This window comes from Pseudocolwellia antarctica (assembly GCF_049933045.1).
Classification (GTDB): domain Bacteria; phylum Pseudomonadota; class Gammaproteobacteria; order Enterobacterales; family Alteromonadaceae; genus Pseudocolwellia.
The window spans coordinates 2,725,780-2,747,987 of sequence record NZ_CP187926.1 but is presented as its reverse complement, the minus strand read 5'-3'; the positions used below and the strand labels follow the sequence as shown (position 1 = coordinate 2,747,987).

The 22,208-nt window shown below is 36.6% G+C and carries 20 protein-coding genes; 14 read left to right on the top strand and 6 right to left on the bottom strand.

The window, feature by feature from the left end:
* Nucleotides 1-57 precede the first annotated feature (57 nt).
* From ACPUVN_RS11885 to ACPUVN_RS11875, 3 genes are all read right to left on the bottom strand, one after another.
* Complete coding sequence (locus ACPUVN_RS11885; RefSeq protein WP_426369160.1) at nucleotides 58-1,584, bottom strand: aldehyde dehydrogenase family protein; 1,527 nt, start codon at nucleotides 1,582-1,584, stop codon at nucleotides 58-60.
* Nucleotides 1,585-1,621: 37 nt separating this feature from the next.
* Complete coding sequence (locus ACPUVN_RS11880) at nucleotides 1,622-3,775, bottom strand: TonB-dependent receptor (protein ID WP_426369159.1); 2,154 nt, start codon at nucleotides 3,773-3,775, stop codon at nucleotides 1,622-1,624.
* Nucleotides 3,776-4,292: 517 nt separating this feature from the next.
* Nucleotides 4,293-5,342, bottom strand: coding sequence for an FAD-binding oxidoreductase (locus ACPUVN_RS11875; RefSeq protein ID WP_426369158.1), 1,050 nt, complete (start codon nucleotides 5,340-5,342; stop codon nucleotides 4,293-4,295).
* A gap of 530 nt (nucleotides 5,343-5,872) precedes the next feature.
* Between ACPUVN_RS11875 and ACPUVN_RS11870 the strand changes: the two genes are divergently transcribed.
* The 10 genes from ACPUVN_RS11870 to ACPUVN_RS11825 all read left to right on the top strand — a co-directional run bounded on the left by ACPUVN_RS11870 (nucleotide 5,873) and on the right by ACPUVN_RS11825 (nucleotide 15,152).
* Nucleotides 5,873-6,733, top strand: a complete 861-nt coding sequence (locus ACPUVN_RS11870) for an isocitrate lyase/PEP mutase family protein (RefSeq protein WP_426360119.1) — start codon at nucleotides 5,873-5,875, stop codon at nucleotides 6,731-6,733.
* 42 nt (nucleotides 6,734-6,775) lie between these two features.
* The gene (locus ACPUVN_RS11865) at nucleotides 6,776-7,405 is read left to right on the top strand and encodes an isochorismatase family protein (RefSeq protein ID WP_426360120.1); all 630 of its coding nucleotides are present in this window, start codon (nucleotides 6,776-6,778) and stop codon (nucleotides 7,403-7,405) included.
* 198 nt (nucleotides 7,406-7,603) lie between these two features.
* Nucleotides 7,604-8,944: an MATE family efflux transporter gene (locus ACPUVN_RS11860; protein WP_426369157.1), complete on the top strand. Its 1,341-nt coding sequence runs from the start codon at nucleotides 7,604-7,606 to the stop codon at nucleotides 8,942-8,944.
* Between the two features lie 315 nt (nucleotides 8,945-9,259).
* The gene (locus ACPUVN_RS11855; RefSeq protein WP_426360122.1) at nucleotides 9,260-10,036 is read left to right on the top strand and encodes a GntR family transcriptional regulator; all 777 of its coding nucleotides are present in this window, start codon (nucleotides 9,260-9,262) and stop codon (nucleotides 10,034-10,036) included.
* A 178-nt stretch (nucleotides 10,037-10,214) separates the two neighbouring features.
* Nucleotides 10,215-10,883 carry an isochorismatase family protein gene (locus tag ACPUVN_RS11850; RefSeq protein ID WP_426369156.1) on the top strand — a complete coding sequence of 223 codons (669 nt, stop codon included), beginning with the start codon at nucleotides 10,215-10,217 and terminating at the stop codon, nucleotides 10,881-10,883.
* Nucleotides 10,884-10,896: 13 nt separating this feature from the next.
* The gene (locus tag ACPUVN_RS11845; protein ID WP_426369155.1) at nucleotides 10,897-11,841 is read left to right on the top strand and encodes a polysaccharide deacetylase family protein; all 945 of its coding nucleotides are present in this window, start codon (nucleotides 10,897-10,899) and stop codon (nucleotides 11,839-11,841) included.
* Nucleotides 11,841-12,761, top strand: coding sequence for a polysaccharide deacetylase family protein (locus ACPUVN_RS11840; protein WP_426360125.1), 921 nt, complete (start codon nucleotides 11,841-11,843; stop codon nucleotides 12,759-12,761). Before ACPUVN_RS11845 ends, ACPUVN_RS11840 begins: the two co-directional genes overlap by 1 nt.
* A 435-nt stretch (nucleotides 12,762-13,196) precedes the next feature.
* The gene (locus ACPUVN_RS11835) at nucleotides 13,197-13,721 is read left to right on the top strand and encodes a tyrosine-type recombinase/integrase (protein WP_426369154.1); all 525 of its coding nucleotides are present in this window, start codon (nucleotides 13,197-13,199) and stop codon (nucleotides 13,719-13,721) included.
* Nucleotides 13,705-14,097 (top strand): tyrosine-type recombinase/integrase, encoded by a 393-nt coding sequence (locus tag ACPUVN_RS11830; RefSeq protein ID WP_426369153.1) that lies wholly within the window; start codon nucleotides 13,705-13,707, stop codon nucleotides 14,095-14,097. Before ACPUVN_RS11835 ends, ACPUVN_RS11830 begins: the two co-directional genes overlap by 17 nt.
* Nucleotides 14,094-15,152 (top strand): IS91 family transposase, encoded by a 1,059-nt coding sequence (locus ACPUVN_RS11825; RefSeq protein WP_426369152.1) that lies wholly within the window; start codon nucleotides 14,094-14,096, stop codon nucleotides 15,150-15,152. The genes ACPUVN_RS11830 and ACPUVN_RS11825 overlap by 4 nt, the downstream gene beginning before the upstream one ends.
* A gap of 255 nt (nucleotides 15,153-15,407) precedes the next feature.
* Here ACPUVN_RS11825 and ACPUVN_RS11820 read toward each other — a convergent pair whose 3' ends face one another.
* From ACPUVN_RS11820 to ACPUVN_RS11810, 3 genes are all read right to left on the bottom strand, one after another.
* A complete protein-coding gene (locus tag ACPUVN_RS11820) occupies nucleotides 15,408-15,725 on the bottom strand; it encodes a hypothetical protein (protein ID WP_426369151.1) in 318 nt (105 codons plus the stop codon).
* A 108-nt stretch (nucleotides 15,726-15,833) separates the two neighbouring features.
* Nucleotides 15,834-16,223: a hypothetical protein gene (locus ACPUVN_RS11815; protein ID WP_426369150.1), complete on the bottom strand. Its 390-nt coding sequence runs from the start codon at nucleotides 16,221-16,223 to the stop codon at nucleotides 15,834-15,836.
* Nucleotides 16,224-17,471: 1,248 nt separating this feature from the next.
* The gene (locus ACPUVN_RS11810; RefSeq protein WP_426369149.1) at nucleotides 17,472-18,503 is read right to left on the bottom strand and encodes a putative porin; all 1,032 of its coding nucleotides are present in this window, start codon (nucleotides 18,501-18,503) and stop codon (nucleotides 17,472-17,474) included.
* Nucleotides 18,504-18,707: 204 nt separating this feature from the next.
* Here ACPUVN_RS11810 and ACPUVN_RS11805 point away from each other — a divergent pair, with 204 nt between their 5' ends.
* From ACPUVN_RS11805 to ACPUVN_RS11790, 4 genes are read left to right on the top strand one after another with little or no spacing between them, the layout of a single operon-like run.
* Nucleotides 18,708-19,271, top strand: a complete 564-nt coding sequence (locus ACPUVN_RS11805; RefSeq protein ID WP_426360133.1) for a response regulator — start codon at nucleotides 18,708-18,710, stop codon at nucleotides 19,269-19,271.
* A gap of 25 nt (nucleotides 19,272-19,296) precedes the next feature.
* Nucleotides 19,297-20,127 (top strand): phosphate/phosphite/phosphonate ABC transporter substrate-binding protein, encoded by an 831-nt coding sequence (locus tag ACPUVN_RS11800; RefSeq protein ID WP_426369148.1) that lies wholly within the window; start codon nucleotides 19,297-19,299, stop codon nucleotides 20,125-20,127.
* A gap of 5 nt (nucleotides 20,128-20,132) precedes the next feature.
* Nucleotides 20,133-21,800, top strand: a complete 1,668-nt coding sequence (locus ACPUVN_RS11795; protein ID WP_426369147.1) for an ATP-binding protein — start codon at nucleotides 20,133-20,135, stop codon at nucleotides 21,798-21,800.
* Nucleotides 21,793-22,194: a response regulator gene (locus ACPUVN_RS11790; protein WP_426360136.1), complete on the top strand. Its 402-nt coding sequence runs from the start codon at nucleotides 21,793-21,795 to the stop codon at nucleotides 22,192-22,194. The genes ACPUVN_RS11795 and ACPUVN_RS11790 overlap by 8 nt, the downstream gene beginning before the upstream one ends.
* The last annotated feature ends 14 nt before the right edge of the window (nucleotides 22,195-22,208 follow it).

The following is a 22,208-nucleotide window of genomic DNA, read 5'->3' as shown; positions in this document are numbered from 1 at the left end:
TAACGAGCTCTTGTAAACTATGACTATAGGTCGCGTTTAGTTCGAGCTTAAATTCTTCTATAACTTAGCTGTAACAGCTTTAGTCTCTAAGTAGGCATTAAGTCCTTCTTGGCCGTATTCACGACCCCAACCTGATTGTCCATAGCCTCCAAAAGGAATATTTGTACCAATAGCTCTATGGCAATTAATAGATACTTGTCCAGCTCGAATACGAGCAACGAGTGCATGCGCAGCCGCTAAATCTTTTGTCCAAACACTGCCGGATAAACCATAATCTGTGTTGTTAGCAAGCTCAGCTATTTTGTCGATATCGAGTGTTGAAAATTTTTGTACTGTCATCACCGGACCGAAGATCTCTTCTCTCACTATGGTCATTTCAGGTGTGCAATCAGTAAAGATTGTTGGTTGAATATATAAGCCTGGTCCTGAAAGTTGTTTACCACCTGATAACAGCGTCGCGCCTTCTTTGATGCCTGTTTTGATATAGTTAATGACTTTTTTACAGTGTTGTTCTGAAATTATTGGACCTATTACCGTTGCAGGATCGATACCGTGACCTATAACTAATTGCTCGGTATAAAACTTAACGCGATCCATCAATTCATCATGTATCGATTCATGAATAAATAGTCGAGAACCCGCCATTGAGTTTTGTCCTTGCATAAAAAATGCAGCATTGACGATACCAGGCACTACTTCATCAAAATCAGCATCAGGCATAACAATAACGGGCGATTTTCCACTTAGCTCTAAGGACAATTTTTTAAGATTACCTGTTGCCGCGAGAATAATTTTTCTACCTGTTTCTGTTGATCCCGTAAAAGAAACTTTATCAACGTCTGAGTGTGTAGAAAGTGCCACACCTGCAACTTTACCCAAACCATTTACAACATTAACAACACCAGCAGGAATACCTGCTTCTAAACACAGTTGACCAAGTAATAAACTAGATAAAGGTGCTTTTTCTGATGGTTTTAAAACGACAGTACAGCCCGCTGCAAGTGCTGGAGCCAGCTTTAACATGGCTGAAATAGCAGGTGCATTCCATGGGATAATTAACCCCGCTACTCCAACAGGCTCTTTTAATGTGTAAGTTAAAGCCTCTGATAAATCAGTTAAATGTCGAGGTGATGTGGTTGTAATACCTTCAATACGCTGAGCAGCCCCTGCATAATATTCAAGCATTTCTACAATGTTGCTTACGGTAAGGCGAGCAATATTGGTAGACATACCAGCATCTAATACTTCAATTTCTGTTAATAAATCTGTATTTAATTCAATAAGTTTAGCTAAGCGATTAATTAATCTTGCTCTTTCAAAATGAGTGAGCTTTGACCAAGGACCTTTTAATGCTTTGCGTGCAGCTTTTACCGCTTGGTCAATATCGTTTGAACTAGCAATAGCAACATTGGCAAGCACATGGTTTCTTGCTGGATCGCATGTTTCAATAGTTTCACTGGCTTCGCTATCGACCCATACACCATCAATTAATAATTGATGTGATTGATCTAAAAACTGCTGTGTAGCGGCCGAAATATTGATGCGCAAAGCCTTTTTATCTTTCTTATGGTTGCTGTTTTGCATACTTACTCACTTTTCCATTCCATTAGGTTAAAGATGCTTAAAATAATTCGTATGACAAGCTTAATCGCCATGTCATAGGATCTGACATGAAGCGTGATTGAATTAAGCTAAATCCAAAGCCTGTAAATGCGTATTTCTCATTACCTAAGTTTTTACCTGAGAGTGTTAGTTTCCATCGGTCAACAGCATATGAAGCATAAGCGTCGATTAAAGTAACTGGTGCGATATGTCCTGTGCTGGAATTGTCTGCAGTAGAAAAGTAGTCGCCGCGGCGATTAATATTAGTGCCTAACATTAGAGTTCCGTTACCAATATCCTTGGTATAATCCAAGCCAGCAGCGTATTGATATTCAAATACATTGGTCATTTTATTGCCAACCAATCCACTTGTTGTTTCAACGCCGTTAATATTAACACCTGTGTATTCACCATCTTGAGAAACACCATTGGCCCATAAATTTAAACTGGAGCTTAAGCGCACATAAAGTTCTACCTCTATACCTTTATGTTCTGCATCATAATTTTCAGTAACAAATGAACCAAACTCATCAACAGACTGCTGTTGTAGCCTTGAATATTCATTGAAAAAACCAGCAACATTTATACGTAGGCGATTGTTCCACCATTCACTTTTAAACCCTGCTTCGTAGGCATCCATAATTTGCATATCAAAGGGTGTGTTTAAGGCTTCAGGAGTAGACGCTAAGCTGTTGTATCCGCCAGCTTTAAAACCTTCGGTGTAACTTGTGTAAAAGAGTAAATCTTTGTTAGCTTGATAATTTAAAGCGATTTTTGGAGTAAATCGTTTAAAGGTATCATCACGAACCACAGGGCTAGTTTCTAATGTGGCATCGAGTTCTTTATCATCTATGGTATAACGAGCACCTAGCGTTAAACCAAGTTTATCAGTTACGTTAATTGTCGCTTGCCCGAATGCAGCATAACTTTTTGTATCAACATCAAAGTCACTAAAGGAAGGGGCAAAGAATACCGCTGAATTTATTATTTGCTCGCCTGATTCATTAAAATAATACAATCCAGCAATATAATTTACTCGGCTATTCCAGGCAGTACCTTGAAGTTGGAGTTCTTGTGTGAAGCTTGTTTGATCACTGACTGAGTCTCTAGAGAATAACTCAGAAAAGCCTGCAACAGGTATTCCTAGAAGAGCATTGTCAATTCCTCCGCCAAATCCTGTTGCCCAATCATTTTGTAATTTAGACCATGAAGTAATTGATAGAAGTTTTAATGAGTCATTAATGTTTTTAGTTAAATGTAAGCTAGTGCCATATTGTTTATCATTAGTTGATGATTCAAATGGCGATAAAACAGTATCAAATTCACCTGAAGTAAAAGGTATTTGATTGTAAGGGTTTTCTATTTGAAAAGGGTCTAATGCTGAAGTGTACAGTCCATCACTTTCATACTTGGTATAAAAATATTTCCACCTTGCTGTGTAGTCATCTCCTTCATAAAATAAATCACCCTGAAAGCCAGCATAATCTTCAGCGCCAACCTCTTTATCTAATGTTGCATTATATTGACGACCTCCATCACGTGTACGTATCATACCGGTAATACCACCACGTAACTTTTCATCATCACTTAGGGCGCCACTGACACTGAATTTGTCATAAACTTCACCCCAAGTACCTAAACCTATTTCGTTTTTGAACCTAAATAATTCATCAGGAACACGAGAGATAATTTTTAAAGCGCCAGCCGAACTATTTCTACCGTAAAGGGTACCTTGTGGACCACGTAATACTTCGATACGTTCTAGTTCGAGTGATTCAATAAATGATGATGCCGAGCGAGGTTGATACACATCATCAATATAAATACCTACTTCAGCTTCAGAAGTAATAAGAGCGCCATCAGTTACGCCACCGCCTCGAATGAAAGGGGTAATGCCTGCACTACCGCCGCTAACACCTTTAATCATGACATTAGGCATAACTTGACTTAAATCTTTTGTATTATCTATTTGTAATCTTTCAATATCTTGTGGGCTTAACGCTGAAATAGAAACGGGGGTGCTTTGAATACTTTCAGCTTTACGCTGAGCTGTAACAGTGATTTTTTCAATGGCAAGGTCGTTTTCAACTTCTTCGGCTTGAACGATTCCACCTGCAGTAACACCTAAAGCTAAAGAGCAACTTACAATAACGTTTGAGTTAATATATTTCATATGGCATTCCCAATGTTTGTATTTCAGGTAAAAAACTAAATTTATTATTATTTTTGTTTGTTGATTTTTATTTGCTCCATTTAGGTATCAACATTTAGTTGCTTACTTTGTATGGTAGATATATCAACATATCTTAAACTTATAGCTAACGGAGGGGCTGCACTATGATAATTGTCAATAACTTGAAGCAAATTGAATTAACTGATGTGAAAGTTAATATAAAAAAGTTATTGAAAGCTTGATAAAGAATATTGAAGAAATTGAAGGGGAGTTGACTTTAATTATTCTTAAAAAATGTTTATGTAAATAACCTGATCTCGGCTTAACGAATGTTTCTCTAACATCTGTTTTTTCTTACTTCTGCGTTAAATTTACTTGCAATAGGCTTGCTATTGACGCGAAATTTGCCTTGAATTAAGAAAAACTATCAAGCCAGAGAGTCAATTAAAAAATTATTACTTATTTTTAAATTTGTTAAATATCTCTTAAACCGAGTTCAGGTTAAATAAGGTAATGATTATGATGCGGAATTTACAAATGCATCAGCTAAAAAGTGTTTTTCGTCTAAACCCTTTTCAATTAATAGTTTTTGCGCAGCATTGATCATTAACGTTGAGCCACAAGCATAAACTCTGCTTTTAGCTAAGTTTGGTTGTAAACGTAATAATACTTTTTGAACATAACCTTGGGTGTAAGGAGTCTCTTTATACTGAGTGAGTGTGGTTGTTGAAAGCTGATTTAAGGGAGTAGCAGATAAGGTATAAATAATGTTTATCTTTAAAGCTCTGTTTGAAAACTTTTTGATTAAATCTAAATAAAAATCCTCTACTTTTCTCCCACCCCAAATCACAGTGATTGAATGAGGAAGTTCACTTTCAGGTAAATATTCTAGTGTTTCTAATAAGGCATTAATAGGAGCTATTCCAGTTCCTGTAGCTAAAAAATATATATCTTGTTGTACAATATCATCGCGTAAAAAGAATGTACCTTTAGGTCCTTGCAATGTAAGTAAATCATTAACTTTTGCTTGATTAAACCAGTAGTTACTCATTACGCCTTCTTCAATCTTACGTATATGTATTTCTATGGTTTGTTCATTTACTTTGGCTGTTGCTAAAGAGTAACTTCGACAAATATTATTAGGGCTTGTGATATCAATATATTGCCCAGGTAGATAATCTAATCTAACAATTAAAGGTAGTCGTAAAGTCACTTTTAAAACATTGTTCGATAGCAAAGTAAGTGCGGCAATACCACAAGGAAAAGTAAGGCTTTTAGGCAGTGTAATTTTACTTAAGTTACCCGCATCAATTTTTATATTCGACTGGGCTGTTCTTGCACAGGTAAGTATGTAGTTATCTTTAATTTCTTGAGGTGATAATTCTTCCTGGCGATACGCTAACGTTTCACCTGATAGCACTTTTACTTTGCAAAAACCGCAGCGACCTGATCGGCAACTATGATTGATTGGAGAAGCTGCCTCTATACTCGCATCAAGTATAGTTTGACCTTCTTGTTGTTCGAAGCTTATGCCACTAGTTGTGCTAATGATTTTCTTATTGCTCATATATTTAAGCCTGCAGTTAAGCTTTTGGTTAAGAAAATAAATGTTAAGTTATGTAGTGTGTTTATTTACTTTTAATCAATGTTAAACATGTCTGAAGATACTATCTGAAAGTCAGCATAGTCTTTGATAATTGTCATGGCTGATATTTTTTAATCGTTGATACTTATCCCATCTAAATTGCTTCAAAAATGATAACACTCCCTCAAGCATTCATTTAAATCATAGAATTTAAGAGTGCTGTTATTTAGAAAACCTCTTCTCAGGATGAGTTAGGTTTAAAGGTAACGTTAATTTGAATGCAATAAACATTACAATCTTAGACAGGGAAGTCGTCCCATTTTACGTTTTACCGTATGTTTTACCTTAATTTCATGCGGTTATTATTAGTATAAAAATATTGAGACTTGTCTCTGGAAGATGTCCTCGCTACCCAGAACGCAACATATCGTTCTCACTTAGTTTTGCACTAAATGTGATATGTCGTATTGAAACGGTCGAGAGTTTATTTGTTAAAACAATAGGAAAAATAAATGGCCAATCCAATTCTTCGTGAAAAACTAAATAAGGGTGAATTTATATTTGCTCCAGGTATTCAAGACATGATCACTGCTAGCGTAGCGAATAAAGTTGGCTTTGATGTTGTTTATGGTTCTGGATACTGGTCAACAGCTTCAGCATATGGTTTACCTGATGCAGGTATCGTAAGTGTTACGCAAATGGTTGATCGTATGGCTACCTTAGTAAAAACAAGTAACAGTGCGGTTATTGCTGATGCTGACACTGGTTTTGGTGGATTACTTAACGTACATCACACTGTACTTAGCTATCAAGAAGCTGGCGTTTCAGCGATTCAGATTGAAGATCAAGAATTCCCTAAAAAATGTGGACATACACCTAACCGTAAAGTTATTCCTCTTGAAGATATGGTTGAGAAAATCAAAGTTGCTATTGATGCTCGCACAGACCCAGATATGTTAATTATCGCTCGCACCGACTCACGTCAAGCAGAAGGTTTTGATGCTGCTATTGCTCGTGCTCAAGCGTATCAAGAAGCGGGTGCTGATGTATTGTTTGTTGAAGCGCTAGAAAGCAAAGATGAAATGCGTCGTGCATGTGCTTTGGTTAATGGTCCAATGATGGCAAACATGGCTAATGGTGGCTGTACACCAATGATGGATGCTGAAGAGATGAAAGACATTGGTTTTGCTTTAGCTATTGCTCCAGCGTTAACAAGTTTAGCGGCTATTCATGCAGTAGAACAAGCTCTTGTTGGTTTCAAAGAACAAGGCAGCCCAGTACCTGAAGGGGTTCCTATTGGCGACTTTAAAGAGTTTTGCTCATTAATTGGATTTGAAGAAGTTTGGGAATTTGAGAAAAAATGGGCTAAGTAGCCTTTAGTTTTCTGTTAAATACGTTGATAAGGTAAATAAATAATGACAACTAATACTGATATTGATCAAAACTATGCAGCAGCTTACGGCAACAAAGTAGGCTACGGTAAAAAACCAGCGCTTATTCTTATTGATTTTGTTGAAGCATATTATGATAAATCATGCCCATTATATGCTGATGTTGAAGATGCTTTAGCGTCTGCAATACGTGTACTTGACGCGGCTCGAAAAGCTGGCGTTTTGGTGGTTTATACGAATGTTGTATATCACAAGTCAGGTGTTAATGGCGGTAGGTTTTTTGAAAAAATCTTACCTTTAGAACACTTAGTTGAAGGTTCTCCAATGGGAGCATGGGCTGGTGAACTGTCTCCTACAGCAGATGAACTTGTTATTTCTAAGCAATATCCAAGTGCGTTTTTTGGAACATCTTTAGCTTCTACTTTAACAGCGGCTGGTGTTGATAGTGTTATTCTTACAGGCTTAACAACAAGTGGTTGTGTAAGAGCGAGTTGTGTTGATGCTATTTCAAGTGGCTTTATTCCTACTGTTGTTGCTGAAGCGTGTGGCGATCGTCATGAAGATCCACATAACGCCAATTTGTTTGATATGAATGCTAAATATGCTGATGTTGTTAGCGAAAGTGACATTATTAAGTACTTAGAATCTCTATAAAGGATTCATAAGTATTTATTTTGTGAGGGTTATAGGTAGGTTTAAGCTCTTAGCTTAGCCTACCTATTTTTTATTACAGCTAATAAACAGAATCAGTTCAAATTTTATAGATGAATATCCTTATCATTATTAAATAATCTTTTATTTTAGCGTCTTGTTTCAGGACTCTTTTCCTCGATTATTCAAATCAGAGCCATCATGTCAGAATTAAATAAAACCATTGAGCCCCAAGTTGATATAAAAAAACTCTTTTCTCTAGCTTTTTCTGTGGGTGGTGTCCAAGCCATGATTGCTGTGGTTGGAATTCTAACTATAAAAATTATTGCGCCTTTAGGTCATGACGTACTTGCAGGCGTTACTGCAGGTCAGCGTCTTTATTTTATTATTCAGGCAGTTTTATTAGGTTTAAATGTTGGTTCATTAGCGTTAATTTCTCGTAGTCATGGTGAAAAAAATCATCAACAAACTAATGCTTGGATACGTCTCTCGTTATTAATTACCGTTATTACTACTCTTATTTTTGGCGTTGTTTTCTGGTTGATACCTGAATTTTTATTGCAAACTTTAGGTATGGAAGGTGAGGCACTTACAGAAGGTATTAGTTATATTCAGGTGCTTGCTTATTGCGGCTGGCTCATTGGTTTTTATTTTATATTAGCTGGCGCGTTACGAGCTTGTGGCATTGTGAAAACTCCTTTACTTAGTGGGATTTTGTTAAATGTTGGCACTTTATTCATCACTTATGTATTTGTTGAATATAATATTAATCCCGTTAGTCACTGGTCAGGAAGCTTAGCTTTAGCCGCTATTCTTGGTAACGTACTTGGCTTGGTATTTATGATGTACCTCAGTCGTTCGAGATTAAAGGAAATGTTCGTTGGTAAATGGACATTTAAAAACACTAAAGGTTTACTCAAAGTCAGTTCCCCCGCTATTTTTGAACAAGTACTTCGTCAAGTCGCAGTACTTGCTTTCTTATGGGTTGTTGCTCACTACGGCACAGCTCCTTTTGCTGCTTATGGCGCCAGTGTTATGTTGATCACAGTGTCTCTAGTTGTTGGCTTTGGTCTATCAATGGCTACAGCCGTTATGGTTGGACAAGCGATAGGCGCAGGCACTGTATATATGGCTAAGCAAGTATTGCGAACATCACTTATTACTTCTGTTATTTTTATGAGTACTATCGGATTAGTTATCGGATACTTTGCAGAAGAAATATCTATTTGGATGGTGGGCGAAGGTGAAGTTGCTTATTACACGTCTATTTTAGTTTTATTTTACGCGATTATTCAACCTATTATGGCGGTAGATTTTGTGTTAACTGGGGCTTTGCAGGGTAGTGGTGATACGCGCTGGCCTATGTTAAGTGTAATGTTAGGTAACGTTATTATTCGATTTAGTGCTGCTATGGTTTTATTACATTTCGAAGCACCTGTAGAGTGGATCTTTGCTACGGTATTTATCGACTACTCTGTTAAAACCGCCTTGTTAGTGTGGCGTGTATATGGATGTAATTGGCTAAAAGAATATGATGTTTAATTGTGAACTTATCAATAAATAATAATTTTTTTTGAACATTTGCTTAAATCGAGCATATTATTAAATATAATTCATTTGACATATCTATATATCATTATACTATAGGTGGATGGTAAATATTTAAAAAGACATTGATGCTGATGACCAAAAAATCACAATGATTGAATTTTTGGTCTCCTGTAAGAGTATGATTATTATTGATTTTGATATGAAGTTTATATCATTATAATATCTATTTGTTATATCTTTATAAAAATAATAAAATATATACATTAAACGTAAGAAATAATAACTAATAATCAGGATGAATATTAAATGAGCCCAATTGATAAACTAATTAGCCCAAAACAGCAAAAATCTCTGGATCCAAATAGTCATACACCTTTGTATCACCAACTCTATAGTCTTTTTAAGAAAGTGATACTTAATGGCACTTTGCCTCATGGTGCATTTATGCCGACTGAGCAGCAGTTATCTGATGCATTTAATGTATCTCGTATCACTTCTAAACGTGCGATGGATGAACTAGCGGCTGAAAAGTTAGTTGAGCGCCGTCGTGGTAAAGGTACCCATGTTATTTTTAAATATACACCGGGTTCAGTAAAGGCACCTCTTGTTGGTCTTTTGCAAGAAATTGAAAGTATGGCACGACAAACAAAAGTACGTGTATTGTCGGTTGATATTTTAAAGCCGCCTGAAGACATTCGTGAAAAGTTAGCGTTAGAGCCTAACGAAACTGCCATTAAAATTGTACGTGTAAGATCGCGTGATGGCATTCCTTTTGGTTATTACGTGAGTTGGACTATTGGTTTAGATAAAAAACCAAGTATTCAAACGTTAGAGTCTATTCCTCGTTTAGAAATTTTCCGAGAAAAAGGCCTAGATTTTACTCACATGAAGCAAACCCTTACTGCGTGCGCTGCTGATGAAGTATTAGCAGAAAGTTTAGATGCAGAAGTTGGTGACCCTTTACTAAGTATGATACGTCAATCGTTTGATAGTAACGAAAAGCAAGTGGATTACATGCAAGTTTATTATCACCCAGAACGATTCCAATTTGAGATGGACCTGACCATTGATGAAAATTCATAGTTTATTTACTGTGTAAATAAACGTAGCCAGGACCAATCAAGCGTTTTTAAAGCAAAGACTTATCTTTGTTATAGTGTAAGCAGGTAGCGTAACTTATTGTGATAGTTATTTTAATCACAGCTTTTAAGTTAACTACTGTGCTGAAGTATAAATTTAATTATTGATCCCTGGAGACAACATGGAAACAACCACTAAAACAGCTAAAGAAATTTATTTCGATGTTAAATCGAATCCGGCACGTGCAAAGTTTGGTTTTGGTAAGAAAGCAATATTGGTGAATATTGATATTCAAAAAGCTTACACACGCACAGATTTATTTAAAACAGCTTATGAAAGCGATCCCAAACAAATCGATTACGTAAACGAATTAGCTGCTGAATTTCGTAAATTAGATTGGCCTGTTGTTTGGACAAATGTTGCTTATATGGACTCAGGTGAAGATGCTGGTATTTGGGGCACACGCACCGATACACCAGACAGCCTACAAAATATCAAGTTTGATAGTGTTCGCAGCGAACTTGATGACCGCTTAATTTTAGACCGAAAAAAAGACGTTTTTTATTGTAAAAAAATGCCTTCTCCTTTCTTTGAAACCCAATTACAAAGTTTATGCGTATGGCACCAAGTAGACACCGTTATTTTAACGGGCGGCTCTACTTCTGGCTGTATTCGTTCTGCTGCTGTAGATAGCCTTTCTCGCGGTTACCGTACTATGGTTCCAGAGCAATGTGTAGCTGATAAGCATGAAAGTTATCATTACGCTAATTTAACAGATTTAGCCCTTAAATATGCTGATGTTATTGACGTACAAGAAGCGCTTTCGTGGTTAGCTGAACAAAGTAAATAGTGAGGAGTGAATCATGAAAGAAGAACCTGGTTACTACGACTATTGGCCTTACGAAAACCGACCTAAAATTAAATGGCCTAATGGTGCGAGAGTTGCGTTATGGGTAGCACCTAATATTGAATTTTATGAATTAAATCCTCCAGCTAATCCACAACGAGCCGCTTGGCCTCAGCCTTATCCCGCCGTTGGTGGTTATTCTATTAGAGATTACGGAAATAGAGTAGGGCATACGCGTCAAATGCAGTTGTTAGAAAAATACGGCATTAGAGGTTCAATATCACTCTCTACCGCATTATGTGATCACCATCCAGAAATTATAGACATGTGTAAAGAACGTAACTGGGAATTTTTCAGTCATGGTATTTACAATACACGTTACACCTATGGCATGAGTGAAGAGCAAGAGCGCGACATGATACGCGACTCTATCGAAACTATTTATAAACATACAGGTCAAAAATGTGCGGGTTACTTAGCTCCTGCACTTTCACACTCTGAATATACCCTCGATTTATTTGCTGAAGCGGGTACTGAATTATTTGGTAATGACGCAGGGTTTTATACCTGTGACTTATTCCATGATGATCAACCTACGCCTATTCATTTACGCAGTGGTAAACGTTTTGTTTCTATTCCTTATTCGTTAGAAATGAACGACACCATCGCCTATGTTGTGAATAAAGTTGAACCTCGTCGATACGGTCAAATGATCAAAGACAACTTCGACAGACTTTATCAAGAAGGTGCAGAATCAGGCACCATCATGTGTATTCCTACGCATAACTATCAAGTGAGTTGTCCGCATCGTTTACGCGCGTTTGAAGAAGCCCTTGAATACATTACAGGTCATAGTGATGTTTGGATAACTACGGGTAAAGAAATAGCACAGCACTTTTTAGATAATCATTACGATACGGTAAATGATGATATCGCGAGTAAAATAGTGGGAGCAAAATAATGGCACTTGATAAAGAATATTTAGAATACTCAAAGCGTCAGTATGGAATGGACCACGACCGTTATAGCTGGAGCATGTTAGAAGATCGCCCTAAAGTGAATTGGCCTGATGGAAAATCGTTAGCTTTATGGGTTAACGTGAGTTTGCAATACTTCCCGTTAGATCAAAAGGGTATTCCTTTTAAAGTACCTGGCGGCATGACAATGCCTTATCCTGATTTACGTCATTATTCGTTACGTGATTATGGCAACCGAGTCGGCATTTATCGTTTCTTTAAAGCTTTTGATCGTTTTGGTATTAAACCTACAATTGCGATGAACACACGTTTAGCTGAAAAATATCCTTACCTATTAAAGAAAGTTGTAGAACGTGGCGATGAAATTATTTGTCATGGCTACCATATGGATGCATTGCATCACGATGGTTTAGCAGAAGGTGAAGAAGCTGAATTAGTAAGTAAATCGTTAGATAGATTACGTGAACTCAGTGGTCAAAAGGTAAAAGGTTGGTTAAGTCCTGCGCGTAATGAAAGTTCGATTACTCCTGAACTGCTTAAACAGAATAACGTACGTTACTTTTGTGATTGGGTGAACGACGACATGCCGTATAGTTTTAATACTGAAAATGGTCCACTTGTCGCAATGCCTTTATCGAATGAGTTAGATGATCAGTTCATATTAATGAACAACTTACATTCAGAGCAATCTTACATTGAACAAATTGAAGATGCGTGTGATTTATTAATTAAAGAAGCTGAAACCTCAGGCGGTAGAATATTAGCGTTAAACATTCATCCTTGGTTATTAGGACAACCTCATCGTATTGCTAAGTTAGAAAATTTGCTTGAAAAATTAATGAGCAAGTCTCAAGTTTGGTCTGCTTCAGCGAGTGAAATTCTTAATGCGTTTGAAAATAAATAGAACAGCCTAGGGCTAATTAAATAATATACTCAGCGAATATCCATCTATATTTTCTGAGTTATTAGTTTTTTAATAAAAGCTCCCACTGCACGATTACATCAGCTGTGCCACCTAATGGCATCAGAACTGCCCGTCATTATCATCTAAAACTGTCACTTATTAACATTTACTGTGAGCACTCTATAATATTAAGTTTACCTCGAATAAAGATGATCACTTTGTGCGCTTAGCAGAAGCTAATCGTGCTAATTCAGACTTTAGCTTGTAGCTAAAAGCTGAAGTTAGCTTTTAGTGTCTGTTTTATCGGAGGAGGATCATATCCACCTTAGAGTGTGTTGTTGAACGAAGCCGCTCTGCGGCAGAGTAACTTTTAAACAACCTTCCATACTCAATAATAGCATGGTCATTTCGACGATGCGTTATTGGAGTAACCCCATGAATACATCACAACAACAACGCTACAATTATCTTTATGAACAACATCTTATCAACTTAAGACTGCAAGGTAAACGCCCTTCAACCATCGACGGTTATGCGCGCGCTGTACGCCGTATTACTGCCTTTTTTGATAAATCGCCTGACAGCCTTTGTATCAATGAACTCAAACAATATTTCAACAGTCTCATTCAAACCCACTCTTGGAGTACCGTTAAAATTGACCGGAACGGGTTGCAATTCTTTTACCGCTACACCCTCAATAAACAGTGGGAGTGGCTCGCTATCGTCAAACCGCCACAAGTAAAACGCATCTCCGATATATTAACCCCCACTCAAATCAGTGAGGTCATTAATCAAACCAAGCAGTTACGTTATCAAGTGTTTTTTATGACGCTCTATTCAATGGGATTACGCTTAAGTGAAGGGCTCAATTTAACCATTCATGATATCGATAAAGCCACCATGTTGGTGCATGTGCGAGACGGTAAAGGCGGAAAAAGACCGCATGGTGCCCATCCCTGACCCCACACTTATCGCACTGCGACGTTATTGGAAAACACACCGCCATCCAACGTTGATATTTCCAAGTACGCAAGCAAAATCCCAAGCTGAAATACAAACACCTATGGATAAAGGCAGTGTGCAAAAAGCCTTGAAACGTGTGTTGCAAGATTGCGGTATTCATAAGCGTATTAGTCCACATTCACTGCGTCATTGCTTTGCAACACATCTGTTAGAGCAAGGGCTTGATTTGCGTTCTTTGCAGCAATTGCTTGGACACGCCAATCTTAACACCACGGCACGCTACACACAGCTCACCAAAGTAAAACAGCGTGATATGTCACACGCGATAAACAAACTCACCGATAAACTCAACATCACATGGTCTGAAACATGAGTACCTTTGTCGATTTACTCCGCCAACATCACCAAGCCCTTGACGCTGAGTATAGCAGGGAATTATCACCCGATATGCGCAGGGCCATGTATGCCATGATGATGTGTAAAACACCTCAGCAGCGACAATCGCTTTGGGCCTGTGAGCATTGCCAGCACCATGACCGCTCGCCGCTCTCGTGTGGTCATCGACACTGCCCGCAGTGTCAACAAAATACCACCTCACAATGGTTGGCCAGACAACAGGCAAAGCTGTTGCCGGTTGAGTATTTTATGGTGACATTCACCTTACCTTTTGAGTTAAGAGCCTTGGTAAGAAGGCGCCCCAAGGCCATGTTCAAACTGATGTTTTCTGTTACCTCAAGCATTTTAAAAGACTTTGCTAGCCGCCAAGAGCTAGGCGACATAGGCTTTACCTCGGTACTGCATACCCACAGTCGACGACGAGCGTTACATCCCCATTTACACATTATTGTGCCCAATGGCGGTTATGACCCCGCGCGAAAGCAATGGCGTAAAGGCAAGAAAGGCTACTTGTTTAATGAATTTGCACTCGCCAACGTCTGGCGAGCACGCGTGTTCGAGGCCATTAAAAAGCATCCTGAGCTTTCAGTCGATAATATCAAGATGATGCCCAAAAAATGGGTCGTTGATTGTAAAAACGTCGGTCAAGGTTTACCCGCCTTAAAATACCTATCGCGGTATTTATATCGCGGCGTATTACCGGATAAAGACATCATTCATTATGACCAGCGCACGGTCACCTTTCGCTATACCGACAGTGCAACGAACAAAACTACACATCGCACACTGCCAACGCTCAAGTTCTTAATGCTGATACTGCAACATGTGTTACCCAAGGGCTTACAACGGGTGCGTGACTATGGATTGTTATCTTCAGGGGCTAAAAAGTTACGGCTGATTATCCAACTGCTCTTATTACCGGTAAGCGATTGGCTCAACACGACAAAAGAAACCACCTCACTACGAGCGAGTAAAATATGCCCCTGCTGTCAACATAAAATGCACTGTACAGGCGTCACACGAATACCCTAGCCGAAAGGTGAATATAATAAGGATAATGGCAAGGGCAAAGCGCTAATCAATAGGAGAGAAAACAACCGATGAAACAGTAAAGAATGAACCGGCGAAAAAGTACGCTATTTCTCGCTTTAGCCTCGTGCGCGTTGAAATCAGGCAACTGATCGCAACCCCTTCAGCAAATCAATCGCTATTGACTATATAAAGCAGACTCCGGGCTTGTCCAACACCTGAATAAGGTGTCGGCTGCGCGACACCTATTCTTATTTGTTATATTTCAATTTTACACGATAGCAATGCTTTTTCTAAAACGGCGGTATGAACAGCATAGCCTGCAATATGGTAACAACCTCCACCAATATTTTCAGCGTAACCCGCAAACTGACAATGTTTTAAAACCTTATCAGAATATTTACCTAAGAACTTATCGATACAAAGTTGTTTTTCTTCATCTTGCTTATTAACAACATCCAAAATATTTTCAGATTGTGCATCTGTATATTTTTCTTTCTGAATGCGAGGATCTTCAAGTGGAGTAGCACAAGAAAATAAAAATAATGAACAGAGCGATACAATTAAAATTTTCACAGAACCTCCTTTGAAATATAACGCCTTGCTAAGAGGCAAAAAATTGTTTGCTAAAATGTTTGAGGTACGAAAAACAGCAAACTGTTTTTTGTCCTTTTGAGCAACTTGTTATATTTTTTCAATTAATTTCAATGACTTTTCTGAAATATTGAAGCTTACATTAGGGCTATTACTATCTATTTTAAACTTGAAGCCACAATGAATTGCTGCGGCTATAAAAACCCCATTAGTAATATAGCCAATATCTCGTTCTGCAAGATGCTTTAGGCCATTGCTAGTTCGTCGAGTGTTAATACTTTTTATTTGTTGTATATCACACAGCCACTTACAAGTTTTATTAAATGAATCGACACTATTAATTAATTTGAGTTGTTCTTCTTTAAATTGAATTTCTTTTTCAGAAGTAGATAACCCTTTTCCATTGGCATAAATTCCAACACCAAAATCAGTTAGAGCAGGTAATTGCTTTATACAAATTTTAATTTTTTCAGATGACACTAAACTCTCCTAAAAATATAACGCCTCATTCAGAGGCTAAAAATTGATGGCTAAAATAGCGAGGCACGAGCAATAGCTAGCTGTTTTTAGTCCTTTGCAATGCCTTGTTAGCCGTGGAAGATAAACGTTGGCGGTTTACCGCTATAACTTTCTAATAATACAACTAACGCTATTTAAATACACTTTACTTAAAAATTAACACCAAGAAAACAACACTATGATATTAACGTTAAGTAAATTTTAATTAGGGAGAGGTAAATAGAAACGTAAAACCTTTTTACTAAAAACCAATCCCTGATTTATACAAACTGAATAAGACTGCTAACGCCCCAAACAGAGGCTAAAAATTGTTGGCCAAAATGGCGAGGCACGAGCAACGGCCAGCTGTTTTTAGTCCTGCTGCTTTGCCTTGTTAGCAGTGTAAGATAAGCTTTGGCGGTTTACCGCTATAACTTTTTAATATTACAACTAACGCTATTTAATACACTTTACTCAAAAATTAACACCAAGAAAAGAACACTACGATATTAACGATTAGTTAAGTTTAAGTAGGGAGAGGTTAAGTGAAACGTGAAACCTTTTCACTAAAAACCAACCCTTGATTTATACAAATTGAATAAGACTGCTAACAGTTTAATATGAGGCTAACACCCGTGTTTCTACAACGAAGTTAACATCATTTTGGTTTAATAATTGTAATCCACAATAATTTAATTTTGAATATTAATCAATTGTTTATAATTACAAATGAAAACCTGTCATTCATCTTTTCGTTAGGTGTTAACTGCATACTTGTGGAAAGAAGGATATATGATGGTCTGTATATAAAATCAGTAATAATTATAAAAAAATTTATAAACGTCACCTCCCTATATGAACCATATTTCTGATCAAATACGACTGGCGTGTTACGCAAAAAAAACAATTCAAGCTTAACTGTTTATTGTCAAAAAGTTATCTTCAATAGACTCATCTTTTTAAATTTTTGGAACGTTAGATTTCGTATCAAAGTGATCATTAAAAAAGATGGATTTAGTTCATGAAAAGGGTCTGCTTTGTGGCAAAAGAGTGCGTTAGCTGTATTCAAAATATTCCAAGATGACATCTATTTTAATCTCAATTTGTTGTGACAGAGTTAAATGTAATTGATTGGATTAGCTAAATGCGATTAGGCGGCACTGATACTAGATATTTTCCACCACTTAACGTAATAATTTTTTTACCGTCATCTCGTTCTATTCATACCACTTAAAAGGTATATTTTGTTTCTAACCTGAATCGTACACTCTGTTCAGGTGTTCCAATTAAACGTTGTGTTTTAGACAAGCGACCACCTACCCATAATTTTTTTGTTAATTTATGGCGAATCCTTAAATCCCAAGCTTTAAAATTACTTGTTGCGAATCGACTCGAAGCGTTTTGTGCAAATTCAGTTATTACCGAAAACCGTTCAACATTTAAATATTTTAATTGTGTTAAATAACTGCCCACATTTTTTAAACCACCATATTTAAGTTCAACTGTATAGCTAAGTTTTTGATTTGAAAATTCATCACTAAATTCGGTAGGAATGTTTTTTATAGACGATCCAATATCTGTACCTAATTGCCATTTTCCTTGTTTTAATGCCATTGATAAACGAACAAATTGATTATCAAATTGGGTATCTTTCTTGGCATAAGTTGCATTGTCTTCACCACGGTAATCTACCAACCAAGGCGATAAAGTAAGTTGCCCTAAGTTTGTTGGAATTTCTTTTTGATATTGAAGAATAGACATATGCCCAATAGTATTACTAGCACCATCGAGAGGTTTAAAAGTAGCAAATTTAAAACGCTGATCAGAACCAATATTATAATCTACATGGATACCAATAGGGTTTAAGTCTCTGTCCCAAAATAAGTCTGTTACTTGTTGAGTTTTCCATGGGATTTTACCTACAAATAAAGTTACTTTGTCAAATTGAGCTTTTGCATAAAAACGAGAAAGGTAAATATCTTTATCACCCTCAGCTTGGTCTGTTATTTGATACAGGGTAATAGCAGGAACATTCTGTTTGTTTTTTAGCCCCGTTCGAGCTTGAGCCGAGAATGACCAATTTTCATTGATTTGGCTTGTAAGACCAATAGCAGCAATCGCTCTGATCCTTTTGCGTGGCGTTAGATTAATTTGATTTGTTTCGTTTTCATACCTTAGTAAAACACTGGCATTAATTTCTGTTGCTTGGCCGTTATGAGTCATTAATGTGCACAAGACTATAAACATATAAAACTTTGTCATTTTCAATTTACCTTTTTGTAAAAGGGCTAATCAGTAAAAAATTTTTATCACTCACATAGTGATTAAAAAATATTTTGATAGAAATCAATCTGCTAGTTTAAAAGTACTAAATGTCACAAATGTCGTGTATAGTATATTAGTCACATATGTCTTGTATGTCTAATTTATGATATAAATATACAATCTTATTCAGGAAGAACAATTATGACAAAAGTTAAATCTCTAACTACAGGTGACATTGCACAATATTGTGATGTGAATTTACGCACCGTTATTCGTTGGATTGATAAAGGCAGCTTACAAGGTTACAAGCTTCCAGGAAGAGGAAACAACAGAGTTACTGTAGATAATTTTGTTGCTTTCTTAAAAGAAAATAAAATGCCTGTACCCGCTGAGCTTTTATCAAAAAATAAAACTATTTTAATAGTAGATGATGAAGAAAATATGGCAAATGCGATAAAGCGAGTACTGAAGAAAGGCGGTTTTACATGCGACACAGCAAGTAATGGTTTTTTAGCTGGTAGTAAATTAATGGAACATAAACCAGCTTTAATGACCTTAGATTTAACGATGCCGGGATTGAATGGCTTTGAACTGTTGAAACATTTAAGAGCTGAAGATCAATTTAAAGATTTAAAAGTTTTGGTTATTTCAGCATTAACACAAGACCGTCTTGATGAAGCGTTAGCGTTAGGCGCAGATGCTGTGCTTTCAAAGCCATTTAAAAATGATGAGTTACTAAGTTTAGTTAACAAATTAACTCACTAATAATATAAAGAAATGAGGTGTTATTATGTATAAAGTCATGTTTTTTTTGGGACTATTAATTAGTCTTCCTTTTGGAGTGCAAGCACAAGAGAACACGTTAACTTTTGGTGTAGTACCTCAACAATCAGCAAAGCGTTTAGCCGCTTTATGGACACCTGTTTTACAACATATTAGCCAAGAAACGGGCATTAATATTGTATTTAGTACGGCTAAAGATATACCTACTTTTGAGAAACGTCTCAAGTCGGGTGAGTATGATATTGCTTACATGAATCCATATCATTATGTGGTATTTAATAAAACAACAGGCTACAACGCAATAGCAAAACAAACTGATAAAACCATTAAAGGCGTTATCGTTGCTAGAGCTAATGGTGATATTAAAACAATTAATGATCTTGAAGGAAGTCGTTTAGCGTTTCCTGCCCCTGCATCTTTTGCCGCTACTATTTTACCTCAAGCTGAACTTAATAAATTAGGCATAACGTTCACGTCTATGTATGTATCTTCTCATGATTCTGTTTATCTAAACGTATCAAAAGGTTTTTTTCTTGCTGGAGGAGGGATAGAACGTACCCTTAATAATATGCCAGAAGAAATAAAGTCTACCTTAGTAACTATTTGGCAAAGTGAAAAATATACATCGCATGCCATTGCTACCCACCCAAGAGTAGATAACGGCTATCGTGAAAAAATATTAGCCTCTTTAATGAATATGAATGACACAGAGGAAGGAATGGCTTTATTGAAGCATATTAACTTTAAAGGCTTTGAAGCTGCAGTAAATAAAGACTGGGACGATGTTAGATCACTACATATTCAAACTCAAATATCAATAAACCAGGAAAAAGAGTAAACAATATGATCAACTTATCATTACGTAATAAAGCAATAGTAAGCATTGCAGGAATAGAAGCCGCGCTATTGATTATTTTAATCTTTACTGCGGTGAATTTTATGCGTGATACGTTAAGTGATGATTTAGTTAAACGTTCATCTACCATTGCCACTTTATTTGCGAGTACAACAAAAAACTCGGTATTAACATACGACTTAGCCTCATTAGAAACCTATTGTATAGAGTTAATGAAGAACCCTGATATTGTCTATGTGAGGTTAGTAAATAGTGAAAACCAAGTATTAGCGCAAGCAGGTGATGAAACATTATTGTCACGTCCATTTATACAAGATGAAAAGGTGGGCGCCGTAACTGATGGTGTTTTCGATAACTTTGCCAATATAAATGAATCTGAACATGTGTATGGGCGAGTTGAGCTTGGCCTCGATATTAGCAACATAAACAAATCGGTTGAAAAAATTCAGCAGTGGACGACAGGTATTGCCTTAATAGAAATGGCACTGGTTGCACTATTTTCTTTTATATTAGGTAACTACTTAACAAGTCAACTACACCGTTTACGTATAGCAGCAAGAGAAATATCGGATAATGTGGAAAGTGGAAATACTATTCATAATCAATTACCTGTAAATGGTAAAGATGAATTGGCTGATGTGACAGTCGCTTTCAATAAATTAATGGTAACAATAGATACTGAAAGTACGCGTAAAGAAATATATCAAAAAGAACTCGAATTACTGAATCGGACTTTAGAAGAAAAAGTAGAGCAGCGAACAACGTTGCTCAATGAACGAAATATTCAACTAGAGCAAATTAATAAAGAACTACATCAAACACAGCAACAACTTGTTCAATCGGAAAAAATGGCATCAATAGGGCAACTTGCCGCAGGTGTTGCTCATGAAATTAATAACCCCATTGGTTTTATAAGTAGCAATTTGGAGTCATTAAAAGGATACACAGATTCTTATCGCCAATTAAGTCAAAAGGTGGAAGAATTATTATTGATTGATGATCTGGAAAGTAGAGATTTATCGCAAAATAAATTATCACAATGGTTAGATAAAGAAGATCTATCATTTATTAATGATGATACTAGCGATCTTTTAAATGAGTCTATCGGGGGCTTAGAACGTGTGACTGAAATCGTTAAAAATCTTAAACAATTCTCTCGGGCAGATTCAGACGATAAAGAATGGTTTGATGTTAATGAATGCATATCTACCTCGCTAAGAGTCGTAGAGAATAAACTTAAATATCATTGCAATATAGATACCCATTTAGGCACTTTACCTAAAGTATGGATGAATTTCGGTAAAATAAGTCAAGTTTTAACAAACTTACTTATTAATGCAGGGCATGCAATTACGGAACAAGGCCAGATAACTATCTCAACCGAGTTAAAAAACGACTATGTGTTAATTTCTATTGAAGATGATGGAATGGGGATATCACCAGATAACTTAAATAAGCTATTTGACCCATTTTTTACAACAAAAGACGTAGGTCTAGGAACTGGTTTAGGATTGTCGATTTCTTACGGCATTATTCAAGAGCACGGAGGTAAGATATCTGTTACTAGTGAGCTAAATAAAGGAAGTCATTTTAGCATCTTTCTCCCTATTGCAAAGATTAACGAACAGGTTATTGAGGAAGGTAGTTATGATTAGTGAAAATATAGCCTCTAATATACCTCTCACAGTGCTTTGTGTAGATGATGAAGTAAATATACTTAAATCAATGAAACGCTTGTTGCACAAGCAAGGTTATCAATTATTATTAGCCGAAAGCGGTTTAAAAGCATTAGAAATTATACAACAACAAAAAGTTCACTTAGTGATATCTGATATGAGAATGCCTAATATGTCAGGTGATAAGTTACTGGAAAATATAGCGACACTTTCACCTGATACTTACCGTGTTTTATTAACGGGGTATTCAGATATAAAATCAACGATAGTGGCTGGAAATAAAGGAAAAATTCATCGATATATATCAAAACCTTGGGATAATAAAGAAATAATAAAAACAATAGAAAACGCTTTAGAAAATGTACGTGTTTAAAGTTTAAGTGTTTG